This window comes from Synechococcus sp. PCC 6312, from assembly GCF_000316685.1.
Taxonomy (GTDB): domain Bacteria; phylum Cyanobacteriota; class Cyanobacteriia; order Thermosynechococcales; family Thermosynechococcaceae; genus Pseudocalidococcus.
Genome location: NC_019680.1, coordinates 2,160,003 through 2,181,394 on the forward strand (window position 1 = coordinate 2,160,003; position 21,392 = coordinate 2,181,394).

Genomic DNA, 21,392 nt, shown 5'->3' on the forward strand with positions numbered 1-21,392 from the left:
GTTTCTGAGCCTAGAATGAGTTAGTAGTCATAGTTCAATCCTAGACAATCTCTTTACCTTAATTGGAGTGCAAATCTGGAGTGATAGCCCATGTAGTCTGGGAGCGAGTCATGGGGGATATAGGCAAATCATAGCAATGGCTGGGTGGGGCCTAAGTCACTCAATCTCCACATGGCTATTCTCAGCAGACAATGCCGACAGTCCATTGCCCAATACTCTAGAATGGCATGAATATAATTTGTATGTCTCAATTCAGAATGTGTTACTACGCTTTCCCGGTACAATCGTAATGATTAAAACTAGCTGAATCCATACACTTTCACGCTATCAAAAATCCAAAAGAATGTGACGAGAGTTCGGTCGTGATTTGTCATGAAAAAAGGGAGTAGAACCCGGCCATTTGGTTCAAGTCAGCGGATTAATCATGATGCCTCTGGTTATTATGAATCCAAGCTTTATCAAGACCTCAAGCATCCTCCCCAAGCTCACAGTCAGGTAGATCTGCCCTTTCCTAATGCTTACTTAGATAAAACTATCCATCACAGTTCTGAGAAAATGTCGGAATTGCCCGATAACTGTTTGCATTTGATGATTACGTCTCCCCCCTATAATGTCAGTAAAACCTATGATTCGGATTTATCACTTACAGAATATTTAGGTTTACTCAAACGCGTTTTTCAAGAAACCTATCGAGTTTTAACACATGGTGGGCGAGCCTGTATTAATGTCGCTAACTTAGGCCGAAAACCTTATATTCCCTTGTCTGACTATATTTCTCAAATGATGCTTGAAATTGGCTTTTTGATGCGAGGGGAAATTATCTGGCAAAAAGGGGCAGGCGCAGGGGGTTCCATGGCCTGGGGAAGTTGGCAGTCGGCTTCAAATCCTGTCTTACGGGATACCCATGAATATATTTTGGTGTTTTCTAAAGGCACATTTGCACGAAAAAAACAGGATCGGGAGAATACGATTACCAAAGACCAATTTATGGAATGGACAAAATCTGTTTGGACAATGAACCCCGAATCTGCTAAAAAAGTTGGTCATCCTGCCCCATTTCCCGTTGAATTACCCTTTCGCTTGATCCAGCTTTATAGCTACAAGAATGATATTATTCTTGATCCCTTTATGGGAAGTGGTTCTACTGCAATTGCGGCTATTACGGCTAATCGTCATTATGTGGGCTATGAGTTAGATCAGCACTATATTGACTTAGCAAATATCCGACTTGAACCCCATCTGCTCAAAGCCACATCATCGCTTCTGGCATACCGATAAGTTTAATTCTTCGATGGCGCTGATTTGAGGGAGAAAGGGTTGTAAATTGGCTTGATGGAGTAGTGATCGGTGTTGAATCCGTTGATCCTTCACATTGACCCAGGCCTGGTTAATATCCATAATTCGTTCTCCATCCCAAAAGACCACCATAAAGGTGCGCCATGTTTGATCCTGGGCCTGGATCATTCGGGGACAAACCGCCGCATTGAGATAAATAGTATCTCCATGAATGGCAATTGGGGTGCGTTGGCGATCATTCCGGTGTCGTAAACGGTGATGCATATGACCAAAGGCAACTAAAGGAATCCGTTTCCCCTCCTGTTTTAACTGCTGAATGGCCGCTGCTAAATCCGGATCACCAAAATCTCCGCCCAAAGGTTGCCAATCTCGTCCACAGGGAGATTCTGGGTAATCCCCTAAACCAGCCGGGCCATTGTGGGAAATAAACCACAGGGTATCAGTCGGGGCCTGGCGTGCGGCTTGGATGATCTCTGCTGTGGACTCCGATAAGTTACAAATCCCAAATCGCTCCTGAAGGTAGTGAATATTTTTTAGCTCCGGTCCACCCCAACTAAAGGGCCGTCCCCCCACCACTGCAAACCTACAACTGGGAAAATCTCGATAGCCATACCCAACATGGGCTACCCCAAGTAAATCAAGTTGTTGCTGGACTCGGTCTTCAATTTGGCGATTGTAAGGACATTTTTTCCGGCCCCAATCCGTAGCACTGTACCAAGCATCATGATTTCCCAACGCCACTGCCTTAGGTAGATCAATGGCCGCAATTCCTTGGACAACCGCCACCGCTTCATTCCCAAAGTCCCCCACGAAAAGGGCGACATCCACATTTAAGAGCTTCAGGGCCGTGGCATCATCACTATTCCAGAGTTCGTGAATATCACCCACCACCGCAATAGTTTTTATGTTTAAGTCAGGGGAACTGGTAATAACGGTCATGGGATCAATAAAAAAGACGGAAACATTGCTGCTTAGGCCCTGGTGTGACTCGACTTCTTAATTTTATCCACTACTCCTCGCAAAAAGCATGGGCACAAAATAGACTGGCGTGCTTTGGATATTGTTTTTTGAACAGTAGCCCCATCTACAAAATTCCAGGCCTGGGACTCTTCTGTACAGGGTATCTTCAGAAATTCCGCAATACACCAATCCGTTTTTAGATATAAGATAATTAGAGTATGATTTGGATGGTTCTATGGATGAACTCAACCAATTTATTGATGCTTGTCTAGATTCAAGAGAGACTAAGCGCGCCCTAGCGATAAAGATGACACTAGAAGGATTTACGCATCAACAGATTATGAATATTCTCCAGGTTTCATTAGGATTTTGCTACGCACGACCTTCAGTCTATACGAAATGGAAGTAAGCTTTTTTATTGTCAGGTGTTAATGCACTAAAACTGGCCAACAAAGGTAAAGCTGCATATTTAACAGATGTTGAAAAACAACAGGTGCTTGATTGGTTAAAGCAACAGAATTATTGAAATCTTGAAGAGTTAGAGGCGTATATTTTAGATACATTTAACGTTGTCTACTCTGCAAAGTCTAGCTATTATAATTTATTACATAAAGCGGGTCTATCCTGACAAAAGGCAAAGGTCACTAATCCCTTAAAAGATCCAGATAAAGTTGCTTTAAAAAAAAGAGATTTGTCAGTATTTAGAAGCCAATCGAGTTTCAATTGAAGCAGCGTGGTTGCAAGTTAAAAACTTCTTGAGGAATGTGTGGCACTTATTGAAAACGTTTAAAATTATAAAATGGCTGTTTGAATTGTTTCTAAGTCATTTCATTCTTCATTGTTATCATCTCAGTATGTATGGTACGTTCTCATGAATAATTAATGTTTGCGATACAATTCATGTTTGCTATATTCTGAAGTCAAATCTCAGATATGCCAATATTGGCTCAGGCCTGAGAATTTCCCAACCATCGCAGTCTATACCTAGAAACTGAGGCCGATTCCCCGTAAAATCACAATCAAACCCAGTTGAGGACAAATGATGATAGCCGTAGCGGTACTGGCAGCCGGGCGGGGAACAAGGATGAAGTCTCAGTTACCGAAAGTTCTCCATCCCCTTGGGGGCCGCTCACTCGTAGAATGGGTTTTTCAAAGTGTTGCAGATTTAGCCCCTACTCACAAAATTGTGATTGTCGGTTATGCCGGGGACATGGTTCGCCAGGCCCTCCAAGACCTACCTCAGATCCAATTTGTTGACCAAACTGAGCAATTGGGCACAGGTCACGCTGTCCAACAGGTCATGCCATTACTGGAGAATTTCACAGGGGATCTACTGGTACTCAATGGGGATGTGCCCCTGCTGCGCCGAGAAACGCTCAGAGCATTACTAACAACCCACCAGGCCCATGGTAATGCTGCCACCATCCTCACAGCCCAAATTCCCGATCCCCAGGGCTATGGCCGAGTCATTTGTGATGGGAACAACATCGTCAAGCAAATTGTTGAAGACCGAGATTGCACCGCGGCCCAAAAGCAAAATCGCCGGATCAATGCTGGAGTCTATTGTTTTCATTACCCTCAACTTGCTGAAGTGTTGCCTCACCTGAAAAGCGAAAACGACCAGCAGGAGTTCTATCTCACAGATGCCGTTAATGATCTGGATCCAGTCATGGCTATGGATGTCGAGGACTATGAAGAAATTCTGGGGGTGAATGATCGGCAACAATTAGCCGCCGCCTATCAAATCCTCCAAAGACGGATTAAGCAATATTGGATGATGGCCGGTGTCACCTTGATTGATCCCGACAGCATTACCATTGACGACACCGTTCAGTTAGCCCCCGATGTCATTCTGGAACCCCAAACTCATCTGCGGGGCCAAACCGCTATCGGTTCAGGTTCACAAATTGGACCAGGAAGCTACATTGAAAATAGCCAAATTGAGGCCAACGTCTCTGTCAAGTTTTCTGTTATTACCGACTCTCAAATTGCTGAAGCTAGCCAAATTGGCCCCTATGCTCATCTGCGCGGCCACAGTCAAATCGGCAGCCATTGTCGGATTGGAAATTTTGTTGAACTCAAGAAAGCAACCCTCGGCAATCACACCAAAGCCTCTCATCTCTCCTATCTTGGTGATGCCCACTTAGGCAATCAGGTTAACATTGGGGCGGGCACAATTACCGCAAACTATGATGGTCTGAACAAGCATCAAACCGTTATTGGACATCGAAGTAAAACTGGGGCAAATTCTGTTTTGGTCGCTCCGGTGGAATTAGGCGAAGATGTGACTGTCGCAGCAGGTTCAACCGTAACCGCAGATGTCCCCTCCCAGAGCCTAGTGATTGCCCGCGCCCGTCAAGTGATTAAGCCCGGTTGGCAACTGTCCCCTCCTTCTGCACCCTAACCTATGGAAGCCCTGAATACTCGTGATTTTTTCCTCCGCTGGCGCGCTGGTGAACGGGATTTTTCTGGCCTGGATCTGCGGCGAGTGGACTTAACCCTAGAGGAAGTGAACTACACCGACTTTACGGGTTCCAACTTGGCTGGGGCGGTGCTGAATGGGGCCGATTTAATTGGTTGCAATTTTACCCAGGCCAATCTCGTTTCAGCCAAAATTCTCGGGGCAGATTTAAGCGCAGCAAACTTGACTGAAGCTGATCTGAGTAATGCGTTGATCAGTAGTTCTAACCTGATGGGGGCGCAATTAACCAAAGCAAATTTACGGCGGGCAGTCTTGAGTTGTGCGATTATGCGGGGAACAAACCTGCGGGGGGCAAAACTGCGGGGGGCAAATTTTGACTGCACGGATCTGACGGGGGCGGATCTATTGGGGGCAGATGCTTTGCGGCCAGAATTGCTTGAGGCGGTTTTGGATAATACAACTATGCCCGATGGAACTGTTTATGAGTTACCCAGCTAGGTGAGGGAATGATTGGCAATCGTCTGACCCGACAGGGGGTGATCACTCGTTTGGCTACTGATCCGACCGGGGATTTTTCTCGCTTAGATTTATCGGAAATTAACTTATCGGGTTTAGAGTTGAGCCACTGTAACTTTGACCAGGCCCGGTTGGATCGCACCCGTTTTCGACACTGTAACCTGAACGAAGCCAATTTTAGCCGGGCTTACCTAAATGGAACTGATTTTTTCGAGGCGAATCTAACCGGGGCAAATTTTAGTCAAACCCGAATTTATCGCTGTCGTTTTTCCCATGCCAATTTAACGCGAGGGAATTTCTTACTAGCTGAAATTTGGGAATCTAAATTTGTGGCAGCATTATTAAAACAGGCCGACTTTACAGGGGCAACGCTTTATCAAGTCAAACTCAATCGGGCTGATTGTCGCCAGGCCAGTTTAGAAATCCATCATCTCTATACCAAACGTAAACGGATGCTCAGCCTGATACAAGATTGACCGAGTCGCTAGTTTTGACGTTGAGCTAAAATCACAGCAAACCAATCCTGCTCGTCCGTCCAGGCCTGTACTGTTTCCAGTTGATGGTGTCGCAGTTGGGCTTGAATTTGCTCTAAGTTAAACTTGCGCGAGATTTCCGTATGGAGGAGTTCACCGGGTTGAAATTCACAGGTAAAGTCTAGGGCATTTAAGGTAATCTGCTGTGACTCAAGACTGACTAAATACATTTCAATCTGCTGGGCCTGGGAGTTATAAATCGCCCGATGTTGAAAGGCGTTTAAATTAAAGTTGCCATCAAAGCGCCAATTCAAGTGGGACAGCAAGTTCAAATTAAATTGTGCCGTGATGCCTTGTTCATCGTTATAGGCTGCTGCTAAAATCCCTGGCGGCTTGACTAAATCGACTCCCAATAGAAAATATTCTGCTGGCTTGAGGCTGGTTTGAATCCATTGAAAGAACTGCTCACATTCTTCGGGCGTTAAATTACCAAGGGTACTGCCCAAAAAACTAATCATCCGTTCTGGGAGTTTCCGGGGGGGCAGATGGCTTAAACCCTGTTCATAGGTACTAATAATTCCCGTCACGGCCAAGTTGGGATAATCCGTTAATAGGGCTAAGGCACTTTCCTTGAGGATGCTCCCACTCACATCAATTGGTAAATAGTGGAGCGGTAAGCCCCAGGCCTGGGCGGTATCTAATAGAATTCGGGTTTTCAGCGAACTACCACTGCCCAATTCCACTAATTCACAGGCCCCAGTAATCTCGACAATGTCTGTCGCAAATCTTTGGAGAATCCCTAATTCAGTGCGAGTTGGATAGTACTCGGGGAGTTGGCAAATCTGCTCAAATAGCTGAGAGCCGCGTCCATCATAAAAATATTGGGGAAGTACGGTTTTTAAGGGCTGCGACAACCCCCAGATCACATCCTCCCCATCTCGCCCCTGTTGGCCTGGCTCAAGATAGATGACATTCAAGCGGGATTGAATCGGAGTCACAATCACAGGAGCATTCTCAAAAATACAGCAAGGAGGCCTGGGAACAATCTTGGCAAGACATCCTGAAAATCTCCTGAGAGGTTCCTTAGAGTGTCCGGCGTTTAGCCACGGTTTGATAGGCGGCGATGACATCCCCCTCTTGCCACCCCTGGAAGTCATCCAAGCGCACCCCACACTCAAAGCCAGTTGCGACTTCCTTGGCATCATCTTTCATCCGCTTCAAGGACGTTAAGACACCCGAATGGACGGTTTGATTCCCCCGTTGAACCCGGATTTTGCAGTTACGCACGAGTTTCCCGGCCTGGACATAGCAACCGGCAACAACACCTTTGGCCACCGCAAAAGTGGCTCGGACTTCGGCTTGTCCCAGTTCTTCCTCGACCATTTCCGGATCAAGTAACCCTTCCATCGCGGCCTGGAGATCATCCAAGAGTTTGTAGATGATGTTGTATTCCCGAATGTCTACATTGTTTTGATCGGCGGCCTGGCGGGCTCCACTGGCGAGGGTGGTATTAAAGCCGACAATAACGGCGCTACTGGCTGCGGCTAAGTCCACATCTGTTTCGGTGATTTCTCCAGGGGCTGAGAGTAAAATCCGCAGTTGGACTTGATCTTGCGGCAGTTGCCCTAAGGAAGCCAAAATCGCCTCTAAGGATCCCTGCACATCTGCTTTGAGAACCAGATTTAGTTCTTTGAGTTCCCCTTCGCGAGCCTGGTCAGACAAGGTGGTGAGAGAAACACGTCGGGCAGCCATGGCCTGGGCCAAACGAACTTGCCGTTGTTCCATCGTCCGTTGATCGGCTAAAGAACGGGCTGCTTTTTCATCAATAAAGACTTCAAATTCATCCCCAGCTGCAGGGACATCCGTTAGACCCAAGACTTCCACCGCAAAGGATGGTCCAGCCGCCTCAACCCGTTGTCCCCGGTCATCAATCATGGCCCGGACTTTCCCTAAGCAGGCCCCGGCCACAAAGACATCACCGACGCGTAAGGTGCCATTTTGAACCAAGAAGGTGGCTACAGCACCTCGGGCTTTATCCAAATGGGCTTCAATTACTGTCCCTCGCGCAGGTCGGTCTGGGTTGGCATAGAGATCTTCAACCTCGGAAACCAACAAGATCATTTCCAGTAAGGTATCCAAGTTTTCCCGTTGGAGGGCACTGACCGGAACCATGATCGTATCGCCCCCCCATTCTTCAGGAACCAGATTAAATTCGGTTAACTCCTGTTTCACCCGATCGGGCTGGGCCGATTCCTTATCAATTTTGTTAATTGCCACAACAATCGGCACGCCCGCAGCTTTGGCATGGCTAATGGCTTCAATGGTCTGTGGTTGTACCCCATCATCGGCGGCCACCACTAGGACTGCCACATCTGTTACCCGCGCGCCCCTGGCCCGCATAGCTGTAAAGGCTTCGTGGCCGGGAGTATCCAGGAACACAACCTGGGCCGGTTCGCCATTATGCTCCACATCCACATGGTAAGCCCCAATATGTTGGGTAATGCCACCGGCCTCTCCTTGGGCTACTTTGGCATGGCGGATTGCATCCAAAAGACTGGTTTTCCCGTGATCCACATGCCCCATAATCGTGACTACGGGCGGACGACGTTGCAGATAATCGAGATCCCCCGCCTCAATCATCTCTGTGACTTTCTTGGCCGCAGATTCTTGAGTCCCCGCTTCAACCTCAATCCCCAATTCCTTAGTCACCATTTCAGCGGTTTCCAAATCTAGGGCCTGGTTGATGGTAGCAGCAATGCCTTTGAAGAAGAGAACCTTGATCACTTCCGATTCCGGAACAACCAGCTTCATCGCCAATTCCTGAACCGTGAGACTACCGTCGAGGGTGATTTTCTCAGGCCTGGTGACTTCTTCTTCCTCTTGGCGATCTCGCCCGCGATGACCACGTCGATCATTCTTATCCGCTTTCTTGGGTGCTGGCTTGGCCTCAGGCTTAACGGTAACTGGGCGACTACTCTTGGTGGCTTTTGGCTTGGGTGGGCGCACCAGGGATTGACTAACATCTATGGTTTGTAGCTTCAGAAGAGAGTCAGCCCCAAAATCTAGCTCATCTTCCTCCTCAATTCCTGAGGTGCGGCGTTTACCCTTAGCGGCATTTTTGGCCCGGAGTTCCTCTTCTTCCTCTTGGGCGGTCTTACCACGAGTGCGGCGGCCACGGGTTGAGAGAACGCGATTAACAGAGTCATTTTGGAGAACTTCAATCGCATCTTCCGATGTCCCGGTTCCAGGGGGTTTTGGCGGTGCAGGCCGGACTGGAGCATCTAGGAGGCGCGGGGGCGGCTGGAGTTTATGAACTGGTTTAGGCAGCACGTCTGGGGGGACAGGTTCTGAACCAGAGACACTAATTTTAGGCCCTGGAACTTTCAGAGGTTCAGGGTGTTGGAGTTGCTGGGAACGGGGGGGGTCGGGGAGGCGAACTTTACGAGGTGGAGCAATGCCTTCCAAACTCGAGGCTGAAGCAGCAGTCTCGGCAGCAGATGGGGTAGAGCGAGGCCGGGGTGGGGGGCCTTGGAGAGTCGGTAAAGGGGCAGGTTCCTGGGCCTGGACAAGTGGTTCAACTTCCGGGGTAGCAGGTGCTGGCGGGGCCGGGGGCTGGGGCGCGCGCACGATGGGCTTAATCGGCGGTTGCAAACTTCCCTCCCGGGCTGGGGGGCGGTGGAGTTGCGGTACAGGTCGAGACGGCTGCTCCACCAGGCCAGGGGTTGAATTGCCCTCACTGGTTGGGGCCAAGGCAGGGGTCGGGCGAGAATGGGTACTGTGAACCGCCACAATTTGTTGAGATTTCTTGACGGGCATCGGGACAGAAGGTTTCGGTCGCGCTGGAGCCTGGGCCGGACGCATCGGTTTCGGGGCTACGGGAGGTGTAAAGGTCTCTGCTTCTTGGCGAATTTGGGCGGCTTCCTCATCAGAAATGGTGCTGCTATGGCTTTTCACCGAGATGGCCAACTTTTCACAAATCGTCAACAGATCCTTATTATCCCGATTCAGTTCCTTCGCAAGATCGTAAATTCTGACTTTACCGTTACTCATTCTTTACCCTGTCTGCAATTGCTACCAACTCAGTCCCCAAAATGGTGGATCAGCACGTAAAGATGCTAACTCACAGGAAGTTCCACAACCTTGGCGAAATTTGGCCCTATAGCCATTATTAACCATTTTGCCAGTTTGCCAGGGGAATGTTTATTTTACGGGAATTAATCCGGTCGGGGGGGTGAGTTCAATCCGCCGATGTTGGAGGTCAATCGTAGGAACAATCTCCCGAACCAAAGGAATCAGGACAATTGGCTCTTGGGGGCGGTGGAGCCGGACTTCAAGGAGATCATTCCCGGCATTGATCAGCCCGATCACCGTCCCAATCACCTCTGGATCAGGGGGAATAAAAACGTCTAGCCCGATCAAATCCATCAAATGAAATTCATTAGGCTCTAGGGGGGGGCGGTCAGACATGGGCACGACTAACTGACTTCCCCGTAAATTTTCAGCCTCTGTCCGGGTTTTATATTCTGCAAAGGTAAGAACATACAGGCCTGGGCCATTTAAAAATCTACCCTCAGTCAGGGTGACTGGAATTGGGGAGTTTTGATGATTAGTTTTTAGCCAACGGGGCCCAGGTTCTAAAAATCGCTCCGGAAAATCTGATTCTGGATAAACTCGGACTGCCCCAGCCAGGCCTTGGGGAGCAACAATCTGCCCAATTACAATCCAGTCGGAGGTATCAATTTGCGAAGAGAGAGTCATAAGGAAAAAAAGGAGAGAATTAGGGCGGGAGTGTTAGCGGGGCTTACTTTGATCCTTGATGTCGTGGCCGTAAGCTCCCCAGGCCAAATCAATCAGACCCGATAAAATAGCTGCTGCGACCCCTGGCCCCCCTTTTTGCCCATTCAGCATAATATTGGGTAACCAAGATTTTTCCAGTTGCTCGCGCCCTTGGGGCAAAAATCCCACCGGTGTGTGGATAATCAAGGCTGGCTTAATTTCATCGGCCTGCACCAGTTCTAACAAGGGAGACAGAGTTGTTTGGGAAGCCCCAATGACAAAAATAGCCGTTGGATGCCGCCGGGAGAGGGTTTCGACTCCAAAAGCCGCGCGGGATTTTTCAGTCTGCGGGCGGGTAAAGGTTTCGCTGCCACAGTAAACGGGATTCGCAAAGGTGGTTTGCAATTGCGGCAAAATTCCCATCTGCACTAAGGGCACATCGACAATGATTGGGGTTCTGACCGAGAGGGCCGCCACACCCGCAGACAAGGCCTGAGGACAAAATTGGATCAAGGTTTGATAGTCAAAATCCCCTGTGGCATAAATCACTCGCCGAATAATTTCATATTCTGCCGGAGCAAAGGGATGATCCCCCAACTCCTGATCAATTTGGTGCAAACTTTGGATGTCGCTACTGTGCCAATCCATGGGTTCCCTAGCCTTGGTGTTCCGCATTGAGATGGCCTGCTAACCCCGCTTCTAATCGCTCCGGGGGAAAGACACCAAACTCAGTAATAATCCCTTTAATTAAATGGGCAGGGGTGACATCAAAGGCGGGCGTATAAAACTCAACCCCTTCTGGACAAATGCGTTGATTCCCGACTAAATAAACTTCTTCCGGATCCCGTTGCTCAATGGGAATTAAACTGCCTTCTGGTAACGCTAAATCTACGGTAGAAGCTGGGGCGGCAATAAAAAAGGGAATCCCGTGGGCCTGGGCTGCAAGAGCAACGCTGTACGTCCCAATTTTGTTGGCCGTGTCCCCATTGGCAGCAATCCGATCCGCCCCGACTACGACCGCATCGATCATCCCCTGCTGCATACAATGGGCTGCCATCGTATCTGCCAATAACGTCACTGGAATACCTTCTTGGACACATTCCCAAGTGGTTAGTTTGGCCCCTTGCCAACGGGGGCGAGTTTCATCAGCATAAACCCGTTCTAACCGTCCCGCTGACCAGGCTGAGCGAATTACCCCTAAGGCTGTTCCATAGCCCGCCGTGGCTAAGGCCCCGGCATTACAGTGGGTCAGAATTCTTAACTTCTCAGGAGAGTTCGGTAAGGCTGCCAGGCCATGGTCGCCAATTTGCTGACAGGTGCGGATATCGTCATCACAGATTTTTTGCGCCGTTTGCAGCAGGTAGGCTTGGATTTCGGAGACTGAACCGGGTCTGGCCTGGGCCGCCTTCAGCATTTGATCAATGGCCCAGAATAAATTCACCGCGGTGGGTCGAGTTTGCCGTAAGAGAATTGCGACCTGTTCGAGATGGTCTAATAAGCCCTGACGGTCAGAATCAGCATAGTCCCGTGCTCCCAAATACATCCCAAACGCCGCCGCCACCCCAATCGCGGGCGCACCCCGAACAATCATGGTGGTAATCGCGGTGGCCATGTCGTCAACACAGTGAATATCGACAACGCTGTATTCGGCCGGTAAGCGGGTTTGATCAATCAGGCGGACACTGTTTTCATGCCACTGCACCGGAAAAATCCCCTGACTCATGCACTTGTCCTTTGGATAAATCACCCCTTAATTATCACTAAAAGAGGTCTAATTCCTCCAGCTTCTTGAAGTACAGCCTTAATGCTATAACTTCAGGCAAAAGATAATTAATTACGGCTCTCTTGGGAACAGGGTGATAGGCTCAGCTTATAACCCCTGATATCAAAAGCTTTCAGTCATTAGCACGTCAATAAAATGTATCATCATATACATTTTTACCGTAAATCCAAGAGAGCCTAAATTACTCAGATCCATAATTTATTATTCACCGTATAAATTCATAAATGCCTTTGATTCAATTCAAGAGTTTGTTGATTATGCTTGTCTTGATGTCCAATAGCTATTTTGTAGGAACATATAGCAAACAGTAATGAATTGTGAGACTAGGATAAAATTATATCTTCTTGAAAGTTTCTAGTTTCACCCTAGATTTAAGGAAGGTCTATTCCTTGCCAATGCCTGTCATGATCAATCATTCTCACAAATCAAGACGGACTGCCATATTGGAGAGTAGGGTATAAAAAGAATCTGTGAAGAGTTAAACATTACTTTTTCGGAACGAGCTAATCAATTAAATCAGCATTACCAAGAATTAATTGGATCTAAAAGAGATGAAACATACATCCCCTTTGAATTGGTTTTAAAGCCGGATCATTTGGATTACTGGCCAATCGTTGAAACTGCTTAAAGCTCATTTTTGCCTGAATTCCCTCAATCATGCAGGTGCAGAAAGCTGTGCCACGACCACCAAAACCAGGAGGAGCCTGTTTCTGAAACCTTCGAGTACAATCAACCATAAATTTTTGTATTGATGCCGGGGGATAGCTGGCCGCCAGCACTGGGCCTGGGATAAAAAAAGCAATGGATAAAATTGGTACGGAAATTAAAAATTTCATACAAACACTATCCCTATGGGAAGCCCCCCAAGAGAATCTTGCGACGCTTACTGACTTTACTGCAACAGCAGAATAAAAAGTCTATGATACATCTTACTTAAAGATACCCTTGACACTACCAATTCAACATTGTACGGATGCCCGCTCAGATACGATGGCCGCTAGGCCCCGCTTAACGTTGTACTTCCTGGGCAATCGCTTCGGCCATTTGTTGGGTACCAACTGGGGTTTGTCCGGGGGGAATTAAATCGTAGGTGACATATTTTTTCTCACCAATCACTTTTTCCACCGCCGCTTGTAACCGTTGCGCGGCATCCACTTCCCCCAGGTATTGCAACATCAACACCCCGGAAAGAATCAACGCGGTCGGATTTGCCTTGTTTTGTCCGGCATATTTGGGGGCCGAGCCGTGAATGGCTTCAAACACCGCATAGTCATCGCCAATATTGGCCCCCGGTGCAATCCCCAGGCCCCCAATCATCCCGGCACACATATCCGAGAGAATATCGCCATATAAATTGGGCATGACCATGACATCGTAGAGTTCCGGCTTTTGCATTAACTGCATACACATGTTGTCCACAATCCGGTCTTCAAACTCTAGATCTGGATAGTTGGGGGCAAGTTTCCGGGCCGTCTCTAAAAATAGGCCATCGGTAAATTTCATGATGTTGGCTTTATGGACTGCCGTGACTTTTTTGCGACCATTGGCCTGGGCATACTTGAAGGCAAAATTGAGAATTTTCTCACTGCCATAGACGGAAATCGGCTTAACCCCAATGGCGGCATCATCCCGGATCGATTTACCGGATAACTCACTTAAAAAGGCTCTGGCTTTGGCAGCTTCCGGGGTCTTGTAGTCAAACTCAATCCCGGCATAGAGGTCTTCGGTGTTTTCCCGGACAATCACCAGATCAATATCATGGAAATAGCTTTTTACCCCGACAATGGATTTAGCGGGTCGTAAATTAGCGTAAAGATTCAGGCGTTTGCGAATTTCCACGTTCACAGAGCGAAAGCCTGTCCCCACAGGGGTAGTAATGGGCCCCTTAATGGCGGTTTTAGTTTCTTTAATCGTGTCTAGGACGTGCTCCGGTAAGGGTGTCCCATACTTATCCATCATGTCCACGCCTGCATCAACCACGTGCCAATCAAAGGCCACCCCCGTTGCATCTAATGCCGTCTGGGTCGCTAAAGCAACTTCAGGGCCAATTCCATCGCCGCGAATTAAGGTGACTGCGTGGGCCACGGGGCATCCTCCTAAAAAGTGATGGGAGCGTGATTATGTCTCAGGATCATACCGCCAATTTATCCAGGCCCATGTCAGGAAATCTTTAAGATTAGTCCAAACTAACCATGCCTGAAAATCTTAAGATTTGCGGGGCCTGATTTCTAGAGTTCTCTAGGAACAGAGGTGCTACACTATCAAGTCAAATTGGCCATTTTTTTCTCCACACTTTTCCTCTCCGGCATTCAGTCTGCTTTCTCCGCCTGATCCTCACTTGCGAGCTTCCTGATTCCTTGGATACTAATTTGCCTGAGTCTTTTTCCATGACCACGACTGTCCCCCCAGCATCGTTATCCACCCTACTGCAACCCTCCCCAGGCCCGGTTTTGGCCTTGAAGCAGTTGGTGGCGCGACTGCAACGGGAAAATAGCAAAATCCAAGAACTGTTGGCTTCTCTCAGTTTTGCCCTGCGCACCCTCAACAACCTCAATCAATTTTTTGAACTGATTCCCTTAATTACCTCGCGGGTGACAGAAGCCGATGCCACCGCCTTAGTTCTATTTCGGGCTGATGGACAGGTGCGTCTCGAACAACTCCACTGCCATGCCAGTGATCAATGCCCAAATATTCGCTCAGCCTTGGAGACAGCAACCCGTACCCTGGCCAATGGCCTGGCTAATGTGGATACTACCCATACCCAAGACTCCCTAGAAAGCCAACTGGATGCCCAACTGGCCGCCCGGATTCCCACAGGGATTAGATTTTTTGGCACCAGTATTCTCGTGAAGGATTCCCAACTCCGGGAACGGGGCCGGCTTTACATTTTTACCCAATCCCCAACCTATGACTGGTCAGAAACCCGCCAACATCTGATGCAGGTAATTGCGGATCAAACAGCGATGGCCATTGCCAACGATGAACTGGCGGTCAAACTCCGGGAGCGACAACGCTTAGACCGAGAACTGGAAATTGGCGCGGAAATTCAAAAAAATCTCCTCCCAAGCCACTGTCCAGAGATTTGGGGCCTGGAATTAGCTGCGGCCTGTCGCACAGCCAGTTGGGTCGGCGGTGATTATTATGACTTTATTCCAATTACCTATGGCCAGGGGGATCACAAAACCATAGCCCAAGGGCGGTGGGGTATTGCCGTTGGGGATGTCATGGGTAAAGGAGTTCCAGCCGGTCTAATTATGACTATGACCCGGGGAATGTTGCGGGCAGAAGCTCTCAATGGCCATCGCCCCAGTCGGATTATGCAACACCTGAATCGGGCCATGCAGCCAGATTTGGAAACCTCCCATCGCTTTGTCACCCTTTTTTATTCGGAATACAATCCCCAAACCCGCATTCTCTCCTACAGTAATGCAGCCCACTTACCTCCCCTCCTCTGGCAGGCCAGAACGGAATCTGTGCGCCGATTAGATACTTATGGGATGTTGATTGGTTTAGATGGCCGGGCCCAATATCAGGAAGTGGCGGTGCAATTAGAGCCGGGGGATCGAATTATTTTTTATACCGATGGGATTACCGAGGCTGAAAATCCACAGCGGGAGCGTTTTGAGGAGTTTCGTCTCCAAGAAGCCCTAAGCCAAGCCTGTCAGTTAGCACTCTCTCCCGATCGGGTTTTAGAACATATTTTTACAACCGTGAGCCAATTTACCGGCCCGGTCAAAGAGGAACAGGATGATATGACCCTCATTGTGTTATCAGTCACAGACTAGGCTGAGATTTCGGCAACAGAAAAGCCCCCTAGGCTGAAAGCTATCTGGCGGTAGAGGGCATTGGCCCCCTTGAGAAAACAGCCGAGGCAAAACCAGTAAGATTGGAACGGGATCCCCTGTCAGTCATCTGCCCCCGTTCCCCCCTCCTTCATTCATGGCTAAGGCTAAAGATTTTTACTGATGAGACGGCGTATTTACCGGAAGGTTCAACCCCCTGCCCAAAACCTGGACTCCTTTATGGATGTGCTGACCAATACGGTTGGAGTTTTGATTTTTGTCTGCTTATTTGCCAGCTTAATGGCGGCTGAAGCTCCCGCTTTGATTAGGACTCCCTTGGCCCGAGAAAGTAAGAAAAGTATTACCTTTGTGGAATGTCGCGAGAACCGGGTGACTCCTCTTGAGGCGGATAAAGTTGAAGTCGCCATGGAAAAGCAAGTTCGGCTGTTAAGTGCCACCTCCCTCGGTGATCCCCTCATGGTCTTTAGCCAACTGAATAATTTCGAGGTCAACACTCGCTATTACCAGGCCAGGCTCTCTGTTTTTGAATATCAGGGACAACCGATTCTGCAAACCCGCTATCAACCCTTAGACCCCTTTGCCGGAGAGAGCCCAGAGCGAGTTGGCCAGGCCAATTCCGTCTTTCGCCAAACCTTAAATCAACTCCGTCCCCAAGAGGATGCCCTGTTGTTTTTTGTTCGTCCCGATAGCTTTGATTGTTTTCGGGCGGCCCGGAGCGTGGCCTGGCAACAGGGGTTTGATGTGGGCTGGGAGCCGTTAAATAATCAGCAACCGATTACCTTCGTTACTGGGGGGAATGGTCGCCGTCCCACGGTGCAATAAGTCCTAGACGTTTTGATGATGAGATTAAATCCATGCCCCGTAAACCCAAGCCTGAACTTGACCTAGGCCCACTAGAACGGATTGAGCGGGGTATTGTCGCGACTCCCCTGATTCAGTGGTATCCCGGCCATATTGCCAAGGCCGAAAAAGCCCTCAAGGAACAACTGAGTCGGGTGGATGTAGTCTTAGAAGTCCGGGACGCACGGATTCCTCTAGCGAGTTTTCACCCCCAAATTCCCGCATGGATTGGGACAAAACCGCGTCTGCTGATCCTGAATCGTTTGGATATGATTAGTCCCTTGGAGCGGGAACAATGGCAGGCCTGGTTTCGATCCCAAGCTGAGAGTCCCTATTTCGCCAATGGACAAACAGGAGATGGAGTCGTAGCAATTTTCAAAGCCGCCCAGGCCGCAGGGGTAACGGTTAATGAACGGCGCAAACTCCGAGGCATGAATCCCCGACCCGTGCGGGCAGTGGTGTTAGGGTTTCCCAATGTTGGTAAGTCTGCTTTGATTAATCGGTTACTGAAGCGAAAAATTGCCGCCAGTGCTGCCCGGCCTGGAGTGACCCGCCAACTCCGCTGGATCCGCATTTCCGATCAACTTGAACTGTTAGATGCCCCTGGGGTCTTGCCTGCAAACCTCAAAGATCAAAATGCCGCCATCAAGCTAGCTATTTGTGATGATATTGGCGAAGCTGCCTATGACAATCAGCGGGTTGCGGCCGCCCTGATCGACTTATTGCAGGACTTAAACCAAGCCCCCCGCTTGCTCAACCGCTATCAGGTCGGACTAGATGAACGTTCTGGGGAAGAATATATTGTTTATCTAGCTATCCAGCGTTTCAAAAACGATCACGAACGGGCGGGACGCCAACTCCTCCAAGATTTTCGGCGGCTTGCCCTTGGCCCCATCTGCCTTGAGAAGCCACCCAGCCCATAGCTTAAATCACGAGTTAGAGAGGAGCATTATTGTTGGGGGTGCTGGCTTGGGCCTGGCCAATACCAACGGTCACCTGTTGTCCAAACTGCTCTAAAACAATGGCCGGACTGGAGCCATAGGCCAAAATATTGGTCACTCGCACCCCATTGGCTAAGGTATCTCCCACCCGCACAGTTCGACTGACAACTTCACCGGGGGCGCGCACAATGGCCTGGGGAACCCCAGCGACCACAGCCACACCAAATAACTGCACACCCTGGGCATCTTTAGGCGGAGGTAAGGGAGCTGCGGGAACTCGGCCAGGAGGTAAGGCAGAAGGGGGGAGAATTTCGGCTAGCCGCTGATTAATTTGGGATACAGGGACAAACTGAATTGGCGCCGGTAAGGGAGCATTTTGGCTATTTAAGCCAGGGGGAGCCTGCGCCGGACTGACACTACTAAAGGGATTGGGGCGGCCCACATCCTTGGCCTGGGCAATGGTTTTCACCCGCATTTGGGGATTGGTTGGCGGTGTGAGATTTCCTAAAACTGAGGGGCCAACACCAGCCGTCGGGGGGGGTTCTGGGGCAGGGGGCGATGGAGTGGGTAAGGGGGGCGGACTAATCGCAGTTGATTCGGGTTCCCCACCACCACAGCCCACTAAGAGGCTTGTCAACAGGCCCAGCACCAAGGCAGAGCTAATTTTTCTCGACATTTTCGTAATCCTCACACCCTAATTCCACACCAAACTTAATCGTGTCGGTCATCTATCCAGCCAATGGGATACTCAAAGCACACCTAACTTTACGCACTGGAAACTAGCCTATGCACAGTGGCTATCTACAGTATTCTCAGATGTTGATCAGATCACAATTTATCGCAGACCATTTAGGTTAATTGGCACAGATATCAAAAACTGGCACAGGCAATCATTAAGCCCCCGAAACTGGCACAAGTCGTCTTGGTTTTCGGCGGGAATTCATGTTTGCTAAGAGGTGGAAGAGTTTTAACGTTAAGGTTAGGGGAATGGAAATGCTACCATCATTGCGCTTGGGCATTCCTTTAGTGACAACAAGCCTGCTAACAGTCCTCCTTGGCAACCCAGCTGCCCAAGCCGTTGAAACCATTGCCGCTTTGCCTGATGGTAATTACCGCGTTTGTAGCCAACCCCCAACCGCATTACCGGCGGGCCAGCCCAGTGGCACCTGTTTTATCTTTACAAAACAAGGCAACAACGTTGTCGGACTCTATCGAGAAAGCCCAGCGGCTCCGGTCTCTTGGTGTTTAGCTGGAACCGTAAATCAAAGCACAATTTCCGGGCTTGCTTCCACAACCGGAACATTACCCATAAACTATTTACTCAGTTCTCTCTCTCCAACCTCTGAATATCGGCAATTGGCTCCCTTCTTGAAGGTGGCCGAGGTGGAAGTTCGCAAATTTATTGTTAATCCCCGACAGGGCTATGCCCTCCAGCTCGTCCCCTATGGCATTAATGACAGTCGGAATCAAGCCATTGATCTCACCGGTGGAAAAGAGGGCGATAAGGATAAACAACCCTTACTGGGTGAGATTCGCTACCGGAATGCTGTCTTAGATTTAGGCTCCTTTTATCTCTACAATGCGGGTTCGGAATTGCCCCCACGCACTTGCAATCCCCTCACCTAGGCCGAAATATTGAGAAGGAGTTCTTGCTAGGGTTTTAAGGAGACTAAATCCCTCTAGGCTAAGTTTTACAGACTTGCCCTAAGACTCAACGGTCGAAAGCTGCCAGCACTGCCCCAACCAAGCGGCTTGCTCTTGGCGAGAGGTGGTCAGTTGGCGAATGACACTCCAGATTTGAATGGCTACGGCTGGGGAAGAAATTTCTACCTGGAGGGGTTGATAGGGAGTACACCAACAGCGAATCCCCAAACCAGACAGCCGATGGTAGATGGGCCAGCGATGATCCCAGCGCACCGCAATAGTATGCCGAGCTGTTTCGGAGAAATCATGATGGGCGTGGGAATGGGACTGCATGGGGAGAGGAAATCCTCCAAAGGTAAATTTAAAAAAATAAATCAATACTTGAAAATGCCAGTCTTTCGCAAAAAAGATAGATCGGAGTAGGCTTTCCCAGGCCAGCAGTCACTTATTGCTAAGGTGTGAGGCTAGGGTCGGTAGTGTCATTACCTGGGTATCGGCAAAGTTATTGATATTATATAGCAATAAAGACAGGAAGCAAGTCTAGAAAGTTTCTTAGTTACCCGGCCTGGGCCAAAATATCTTGGCGACAATCAGCGACTAACCTGGGTCGAGTATGTTATCAATAAAGTAAGCTTATTGCGATTGGCAAGGGTTCTCCGCTGGATTATCAATTTGGCAACTTGGATATCCTGTGCCCATAACCCACCTCTGGTTCCTTGCCCAGCGTAGTGAGATTCGACTAACCTCTAACTTTAAATTTGAGAGACTGCCATGACAACTACGACTCAACCTCGTCAGGATTTTGGGGTCATTGCTGAAAATGTTGTTCTACTGGATCTGGCCTCTACCACGCCAGTCTGTGAAGGCATGAATCGGCTTTTGGCTAGTTTCCAGGCCTTGTATCTGCAATATCAAAAGCATCATTTTGTTGTTGAGGGAGCCGAATTCTATCAGTTGCATGAATTTTTCCAAGATTGCTACGAAGCTGTCCAGGGCCATGTCCATGATTTGGGTGAGCGGCTCAATGGCCTGGGGGGAATTCCGGCGGCTAACTTTATTCAATTAGGAGAGTTATGCTGCTTTACTCCAGAACCCAGTGGTGCCTTTAGCAGCCGGGAGATGATCAACCATGATCTATGGGCAGAGCAATCCCTTCTCCAAATTCTGCGTCAACAAGCTGCCCAGGCCGAAACCTTGGGTGATCGGGCCACTGCCTATTTGTACGATCAGATTTTGCTCAAGACGGAAGAGCGGGCCTACCATTTGGCCCATTTCTTGGCTGCAGACAGTCTGAAAGCCTAGGATTGCTGGTGCATTGTGCAGGCGGCGAGTAATTGGGGAACTTGGCTGGGGGTGACGTGGGTAAAACGACTTTTGCTCGGCATCACCACTAGGGCTGGCCCCCGTTTACATTCCCCAATACACCCAACTGCTTTGAGGGTAATTTGTCCTTCCAGGCCTTGGGCGGCAATTTCTTGGGTTAACTCGTCCCAGATTACGGTGCCACCGCGGCGACAACAATTAGATTTTTGACAAATTAAGATTTTTCCAAGTTGACTCACGCCCTTCTCCCTGGAGACCGCTGCCTCTGGAGAGAGGATTTTTTCTGGGGGGGAGGCAACAATTTGGCAATCGTGGGCTTTATAGCGAAATTGATTGTTTTCCGGTTTATATTCCCGTTCCCCGGAGACTTGGATAATGGCTTCCAGGCCTGGGGGCTGCTGGAGGGATTTACGAGCTAGTTTGGTCAGCTTAATGCGATAGATTTCCTCATTATGTTTGAGATATATCGCCTTAGGATAGGAGCCCTTTTCTTGATCAAACGCTGTAATCACGCCTGTGAGGGAGAATCTTTGGATGCGGGGAAACTTGGGGGTCATCATGATTATTAATAATCATTCTTAGTAAGCCTAGGCTAGCACATTTGTTGTTGGAGAT

General features: G+C 49.0%; 20 protein-coding genes and 1 pseudogene. 10 read left to right on the forward strand and 11 right to left on the reverse strand.

Features of this window, described 5'->3' with window-relative positions:
* Positions 1 to 372: 372 nt before the first annotated feature.
* A complete protein-coding gene (locus SYN6312_RS10580) occupies positions 373 to 1,278 on the forward strand; it encodes a site-specific DNA-methyltransferase (protein WP_015124869.1) in 906 nt (301 codons plus the stop codon).
* On the opposite strand, the gene SYN6312_RS10585 is transcribed toward SYN6312_RS10580, so the two are convergent.
* The gene (locus tag SYN6312_RS10585) at positions 1,255 to 2,235 is read right to left on the reverse strand and encodes a TIGR04168 family protein (protein WP_015124870.1); all 981 of its coding nucleotides are present in this window, start codon (positions 2,233 to 2,235) and stop codon (positions 1,255 to 1,257) included. The two genes, SYN6312_RS10580 and SYN6312_RS10585, sit on opposite strands and share 24 nt — an antisense overlap.
* A gap of 562 nt (positions 2,236 to 2,797) precedes the next feature.
* On the opposite strand from SYN6312_RS10585, the pseudogene SYN6312_RS21005 reads away from it, so the two are divergent.
* From SYN6312_RS21005 to SYN6312_RS10600, 4 genes and pseudogenes are all read left to right on the forward strand, one after another.
* A pseudogene (locus SYN6312_RS21005) lies at positions 2,798 to 2,884 on the forward strand (hypothetical protein); the annotation flags it as partial.
* Positions 2,885 to 3,298: 414 nt separating this feature from the next.
* Entirely contained in the window at positions 3,299 to 4,660 is a 1,362-nt protein-coding gene (gene glmU, locus SYN6312_RS10590; protein WP_015124871.1) for a bifunctional UDP-N-acetylglucosamine diphosphorylase/glucosamine-1-phosphate N-acetyltransferase GlmU, read from the forward strand.
* A gap of 3 nt (positions 4,661 to 4,663) precedes the next feature.
* A complete protein-coding gene (locus tag SYN6312_RS10595) occupies positions 4,664 to 5,176 on the forward strand; it encodes a pentapeptide repeat-containing protein (protein ID WP_015124872.1) in 513 nt (170 codons plus the stop codon).
* 8 nt (positions 5,177 to 5,184) lie between these two features.
* A complete protein-coding gene (locus tag SYN6312_RS10600; RefSeq protein WP_015124873.1) occupies positions 5,185 to 5,670 on the forward strand; it encodes a pentapeptide repeat-containing protein in 486 nt (161 codons plus the stop codon).
* An 8-nt stretch (positions 5,671 to 5,678) separates the two neighbouring features.
* Here the strand turns inward: SYN6312_RS10600 and egtD are convergent, their stop codons facing one another.
* The 7 genes from egtD to SYN6312_RS10635 all read right to left on the reverse strand — a co-directional run bounded on the left by egtD (position 5,679) and on the right by SYN6312_RS10635 (position 14,311).
* On the reverse strand, positions 5,679 to 6,671 hold the full coding sequence (egtD, locus tag SYN6312_RS10605; protein ID WP_015124874.1) for an L-histidine N(alpha)-methyltransferase: 993 nt from the start codon (positions 6,669 to 6,671) through the stop codon (positions 5,679 to 5,681).
* A 79-nt stretch (positions 6,672 to 6,750) separates the two neighbouring features.
* Positions 6,751 to 9,717 carry a translation initiation factor IF-2 gene (infB, locus tag SYN6312_RS10610; protein ID WP_015124875.1) on the reverse strand — a complete coding sequence of 989 codons (2,967 nt, stop codon included), beginning with the start codon at positions 9,715 to 9,717 and terminating at the stop codon, positions 6,751 to 6,753.
* A 150-nt stretch (positions 9,718 to 9,867) separates the two neighbouring features.
* Positions 9,868 to 10,425, reverse strand: coding sequence for a ribosome maturation factor RimM (gene rimM, locus SYN6312_RS10615; RefSeq protein ID WP_015124876.1), 558 nt, complete (start codon positions 10,423 to 10,425; stop codon positions 9,868 to 9,870).
* 33 nt (positions 10,426 to 10,458) lie between these two features.
* Entirely contained in the window at positions 10,459 to 11,091 is a 633-nt protein-coding gene (locus SYN6312_RS10620; RefSeq protein ID WP_015124877.1) for a precorrin-8X methylmutase, read from the reverse strand.
* A 7-nt stretch (positions 11,092 to 11,098) separates the two neighbouring features.
* A complete protein-coding gene (gene mtnA / locus SYN6312_RS10625; protein ID WP_015124878.1) occupies positions 11,099 to 12,166 on the reverse strand; it encodes an S-methyl-5-thioribose-1-phosphate isomerase in 1,068 nt (355 codons plus the stop codon).
* A gap of 602 nt (positions 12,167 to 12,768) precedes the next feature.
* Positions 12,769 to 13,062, reverse strand: a complete 294-nt coding sequence (locus tag SYN6312_RS10630; protein WP_015124879.1) for a hypothetical protein — start codon at positions 13,060 to 13,062, stop codon at positions 12,769 to 12,771.
* 172 nt (positions 13,063 to 13,234) lie between these two features.
* Entirely contained in the window at positions 13,235 to 14,311 is a 1,077-nt protein-coding gene (locus SYN6312_RS10635) for an isocitrate/isopropylmalate dehydrogenase family protein (protein WP_015124880.1), read from the reverse strand.
* Positions 14,312 to 14,613: 302 nt separating this feature from the next.
* Between SYN6312_RS10635 and SYN6312_RS10640 the strand changes: the two genes are divergently transcribed.
* The 3 genes from SYN6312_RS10640 to ylqF all read left to right on the forward strand — a co-directional run bounded on the left by SYN6312_RS10640 (position 14,614) and on the right by ylqF (position 17,792).
* A complete protein-coding gene (locus tag SYN6312_RS10640) occupies positions 14,614 to 16,011 on the forward strand; it encodes a PP2C family protein-serine/threonine phosphatase (RefSeq protein ID WP_015124881.1) in 1,398 nt (465 codons plus the stop codon).
* A 180-nt stretch (positions 16,012 to 16,191) separates the two neighbouring features.
* Positions 16,192 to 16,851 (forward strand): hypothetical protein, encoded by a 660-nt coding sequence (locus SYN6312_RS10645; RefSeq protein WP_041430824.1) that lies wholly within the window; start codon positions 16,192 to 16,194, stop codon positions 16,849 to 16,851.
* Positions 16,852 to 16,883: 32 nt separating this feature from the next.
* Positions 16,884 to 17,792: a ribosome biogenesis GTPase YlqF gene (gene ylqF / locus SYN6312_RS10650; RefSeq protein WP_015124883.1), complete on the forward strand. Its 909-nt coding sequence runs from the start codon at positions 16,884 to 16,886 to the stop codon at positions 17,790 to 17,792.
* 13 nt (positions 17,793 to 17,805) lie between these two features.
* On the opposite strand, the gene SYN6312_RS18335 is transcribed toward ylqF, so the two are convergent.
* Positions 17,806 to 18,486: a hypothetical protein gene (locus SYN6312_RS18335; protein ID WP_015124884.1), complete on the reverse strand. Its 681-nt coding sequence runs from the start codon at positions 18,484 to 18,486 to the stop codon at positions 17,806 to 17,808.
* A gap of 317 nt (positions 18,487 to 18,803) precedes the next feature.
* On the opposite strand from SYN6312_RS18335, the gene SYN6312_RS10660 reads away from it, so the two are divergent.
* Positions 18,804 to 19,436: a hypothetical protein gene (locus tag SYN6312_RS10660; protein ID WP_041430825.1), complete on the forward strand. Its 633-nt coding sequence runs from the start codon at positions 18,804 to 18,806 to the stop codon at positions 19,434 to 19,436.
* Between the two features lie 78 nt (positions 19,437 to 19,514).
* On the opposite strand, the gene SYN6312_RS10665 is transcribed toward SYN6312_RS10660, so the two are convergent.
* Positions 19,515 to 19,787: an Asr1405/Asl0597 family protein gene (locus tag SYN6312_RS10665; protein WP_015124886.1), complete on the reverse strand. Its 273-nt coding sequence runs from the start codon at positions 19,785 to 19,787 to the stop codon at positions 19,515 to 19,517.
* Positions 19,788 to 20,225: 438 nt separating this feature from the next.
* Between SYN6312_RS10665 and SYN6312_RS10670 the strand changes: the two genes are divergently transcribed.
* Positions 20,226 to 20,756, forward strand: a complete 531-nt coding sequence (locus tag SYN6312_RS10670) for a Dps family protein (RefSeq protein WP_015124887.1) — start codon at positions 20,226 to 20,228, stop codon at positions 20,754 to 20,756.
* Here SYN6312_RS10670 and SYN6312_RS10675 read toward each other — a convergent pair.
* Positions 20,753 to 21,337 (reverse strand): (2Fe-2S) ferredoxin domain-containing protein, encoded by a 585-nt coding sequence (locus tag SYN6312_RS10675; protein ID WP_015124888.1) that lies wholly within the window; start codon positions 21,335 to 21,337, stop codon positions 20,753 to 20,755. The genes SYN6312_RS10670 and SYN6312_RS10675 overlap by 4 nt on opposite strands.
* Positions 21,338 to 21,392 lie beyond the last annotated feature (55 nt).